The organism is uncultured Nonlabens sp., assembly GCF_947495285.1.
In the GTDB taxonomy this organism is placed as follows: domain Bacteria; phylum Bacteroidota; class Bacteroidia; order Flavobacteriales; family Flavobacteriaceae; genus Nonlabens.
The window spans coordinates 1-3,986 of the sequence record NZ_CANLXZ010000061.1; the positions used below are offsets into that span (position 1 = coordinate 1).

Annotated in this window: 5 protein-coding genes; all 5 read left to right on the forward strand. The window is 30.7% G+C overall.

Translation table 11 applies throughout. From position 1 onward, the window contains the following. The first annotated feature begins 430 nt into the window (after window positions 1–430). The 5 genes from Q0838_RS14060 (at window position 431) to Q0838_RS14080 (ending at window position 3,924) form a co-directional block, all read left to right on the forward strand. Window positions 431–817 (forward strand): hypothetical protein, encoded by a 387-nt coding sequence (locus Q0838_RS14060; protein WP_298956509.1) that lies wholly within the window; start codon window positions 431–433, stop codon window positions 815–817. A gap of 11 nt (window positions 818–828) precedes the next feature. Further along, on the forward strand, window positions 829–1,605 hold the full coding sequence (locus Q0838_RS14065) for a transposase (RefSeq protein WP_298956511.1): 777 nt from the start codon (window positions 829–831) through the stop codon (window positions 1,603–1,605). A 145-nt stretch (window positions 1,606–1,750) separates the two neighbouring features. Next, the gene (locus Q0838_RS14070) at window positions 1,751–2,521 is read left to right on the forward strand and encodes a hypothetical protein (protein WP_298956513.1); all 771 of its coding nucleotides are present in this window, start codon (window positions 1,751–1,753) and stop codon (window positions 2,519–2,521) included. Between the two features lie 124 nt (window positions 2,522–2,645). Then, window positions 2,646–3,407, forward strand: a complete 762-nt coding sequence (locus tag Q0838_RS14075) for a hypothetical protein (RefSeq protein ID WP_298956515.1) — start codon at window positions 2,646–2,648, stop codon at window positions 3,405–3,407. 124 nt (window positions 3,408–3,531) lie between these two features. Next, window positions 3,532–3,924 (forward strand): hypothetical protein, encoded by a 393-nt coding sequence (locus Q0838_RS14080; protein ID WP_298956516.1) that lies wholly within the window; start codon window positions 3,532–3,534, stop codon window positions 3,922–3,924. The last annotated feature ends 62 nt before the right edge of the window (window positions 3,925–3,986 follow it).

A 3,986-nucleotide genomic window follows, 5' to 3' on the forward strand; every position in this document is an offset into this window, starting at 1 on the left:
TTTTGACCCTTGAAAACATCCATATTTAAACCTTTTTATTGACTTTAAAGATAAGTATTTAGATGATTACCTCTATTTAATTATTTTAGCTTACTATTAGTTATAAATTAATTTACAATAAGTTTGCTGTATCTTTGTAGGTATGCTTTGGAATTGCTTTTTGTAGCCACTAGTCGCAGACTAGTGGCCAATGTCATTAAGTTAAGGGTTTAATTGTTTGACTACAAGTATTTTATGTTGTTTATTAAGTGTTTTTTTCGTATATTTAAGTAGTAATCAAGCATATAATTTATGAAAAAAAACAGCTAAATTTATTTTTAATCTTATTCAAGCGGAGCTATTTAGTAGCCATTTAAAATATAAGTTTAAAGTATCAAAACAAGATTTTACAAGAAACAGGAAACAACAATTTCCTATAGTCATATTATTTATGCTGAACCTTCTAAGAAAAAGTCTATCTCTTGAAATAGAGAATTTTATTAGTCTCTTTAAAACCGGTACTGCTGTCAAGTTTACTAAGAGCGCTTTTGTGCAAGCAAGAAAAAAAGTAAAACCGGAAGTGTTTGAAAGATTGTCTGATCTGTTATTAAACGAATTTTATAGCGATAATGACCCAGCAATAAAATTATGGAAAGGTTTTAGATTACTAGCTGTAGATGGTTCTAGAATTACATTACCCATCACAAAAGAACTTAAAGCAATTTATGGTGAGTCTAAAAACCAAACCAATACTGTTTTAGTGCAAGCTAGATGTTCCGTCATTTACGATGTACTTAATATGTATGTTTTAGATGGTAATTTGGGTGCTTTAAATTAGGAGAAAGAGATTTGGCGCTAACCCATCTTGAACATTGCAAAGACAATGACTTAATCATTTATGATAGAGGCTACCCTTCCTATGATTTAATATATGAGCACATCAAAAGAGGTCTTGATTATTTAATGCGCGTAAAGACAAGTTTTAGTGGACTTACTATCGATTTTGAAAAAAGCAAGAAAAAATCACTTATCGTAGAAATATATCCTGGGAAAAACACGAAAACCGCAAATAAAAAATACACTAAAAATTGCCCTATTAAAGTACGATTGGTACGGGTAGAATTAGCTAGTGGACAAGTTGAAATCTTAATGACCTCTCTATTGGATAGTAAGGCATACCCAACAAGCCAATTCAAACAATTGTATTTTAAACGATGGGGTGTCGAAACCTTTTATGATGAGCTTAAAAATAAATTGAAAATTGAGCATTTCTCTGGCTATTCAAACCAAAGTATTCAACAAGATTTTCAGGCGGCATTATTCGTAAGTAATGTGCAAACCTTAATTGTTAGTGAAATCGAAGATGAACTTAAGGATAATAATCTAGGTAAAAAGTATGACTATAAAATAAACACAAATGTATCTTATGGTCTTTTAAAAAACAGGGTGGTTACTTTATTTTTAGAGGAACAATATAAAGGTGTCGACATGGTTGAAGAACTCAAAGACCTTTTTAAATCACATTTAGTACCTATTAGGCCTAATCGAAAATTTGAGAGAAATCCAGGAAAATATCGTACCAGAATAAAACCAAAAGTAACTAAAAACCAGAAAGATGCTGTTTAAAAAACTCTTAACTTAATGACATTGGACTAGCGAAAACCAATAGCAACCTTAGTAAGTATGCACATTTGTCCTATGAGATCACAAAATAGTACTCATAATTTTATTACCATATACGAAGCTAAATAGCTTATCAAGAAAATAACCCATGAAAAATAGCCTTGTAATACAAACTCTAAAAAAAATAAGCCTAAGCTTTTTGGCATTAAGCTTAACTGCATGTAATTTTTTAGGGGATCATTCTAAAGCACCAGAACCTATGGAAGAAACTTCAAAAAAGCAAGCAACCCAAAAGGAGGATGCTGAGGCTTATGTAGTACAACCCAACTACGACCACCCAAAATTTAAAGAATTAGACGCCGCTTTTAAAAAACAAAAACACCGCTTTGAAATTGACCGCTGTGAATTTAAATACAACGATCAATCTATTTTTATTGGGGATTCGTATGATAAAATCATTGAAATATTTGGCAAGCCTGATGAAAAGCCTGTTTTTACTTCTGATAAAATTTCATATAGTATAGAGTATTCAAGTATAAAACTATTTATTAGATTTTTTTCCAATACCAATAAATTAAAAAGTTTCACTTTACGATTAAGTGATTATGAAGAACCTAAAAATATACCTTATGAAATTATCAAATTTAGAAAAGTGCCTTATAAAGAGGATATGACTCTTAATGATTTTACTGAATTATGCGATTTGAATCATAATAAAACTTTAGGGCATGATTTGAATACCTTTAATATTATCAATGAAAAAGTTTGCGAAAGTGTAATAGAAAGTATTGATACAGCAATAGGCTCACAACCATCGTATAAGACTATTGGAGGAGGGCATATGACTTTACGTGGAGATTTTGATCCAACATCAACAGGACCTATAGAATACTTATCAATTAGTATTAAAAAAAATTAAGCCATGGCAGGAAAACCAATAGCAACCTTAGGCAGTATGCACATTTGCCCTATGAGATCACAAAATAGTACTCATGAATTTGTTGCCTTATACAAAGCTAAATAGCCTATCAAGAAAATAACCCATGAAAAATAGCCTTGTAATACAAACTCTAAAAAAAATAAGCCTAAGCTTTTTGCTCTTAAACTTAACTGCATGTAATTTTTTAGGGGATCATTCTAAAGCACCAGAACCTATGGAAGAAACTTCAAAAGAGCAAGCAACCCAAAAGGAAGATGCTGAGGCTTATGTAGTACAACCCAACTACGACCACCCAAAATTTAAAGAATTAGACGCCGCTTTTAAAAAACAAAAACACCGCTTTGAAATTGACCGCTGTGAATTTAAATACAACGATCAATCTTTTTTTATTGGGAATTCTTATGATAAAATCATTGAAATACTTGGCAAGCCAGACAAAGAGCCTGTTTTAACATTAGATAAATTATATTCAAGTATTAGGTATAATGACTTAGGAATTACTATATGGTTTTCTGAACCTAAAAAGAAAGTTTATGAAATTAATTTTACATTTTCTGATTTGATGGATGGTATTCTTGTTAAATATAATATAGTAAAATTTAGAAAAACTCCCTATATCTTAGAAACTGATTTAAATCAGTTTATTGAATTATGTGATTTAAGTCATGAAGGTAATTTATCTCATGATAAATCTTCTTTTTATATTGAAAATGAAAAAAAATGTGAAGATCAAGCAGAAACATTTATTGGTTCAAGACCGCATTTTGAAAATATTGGAGGTGGTCATATGACAATTACTGGTAGTTTCGACTCTAAAACTACAGGCCCTATTAGATATATATCTATTGAGAAACAAAAAGATTAAGCCATGGCAGGAAAACCAATAGCAACCTTAGGCAGTATGCACATTTGTCCTATGAGATCACAAAATAGTACTCATAATTTTATTACCATATACGAAGCTAAATAGCTTATAAAGAAAATAACCCATGAAAAATAGCCTTGTAATACAAACTCTAAAAAAAATAAGCTTAAGTTTTTTGGCATTAAGCTTAACTGCATGTAATTTTTTAGGGGATCATTCTAAAGCACCAGAACCTATGGAAGAAACTTCAAAAGAGCAAGCAACACAAAAGGAGGATGCTGAGGCTTATGTAGTACAACCCAACTACGACCACCCAAAATTTAAAGAATTAGATGCCGCTTTTAAAAAACAAAAACACCGCTTTGAAATTGACCGCTGTGAATTTAAATACAACGATCAATCCTTTTTTATTGGGGATTCTTATGATAAGATAGTAGAGATTTTTGGAGAACCCAATAAAGAACCTGTATATTCTTTTGATAAAAAAATATATAGTATTAAGTCAATAGCGTCCTAAACGTTTAAAAAGAGAAAGGGAAATTTGTTCCTCAAAGTTACCTTTGTGGTGCAACACAAAAA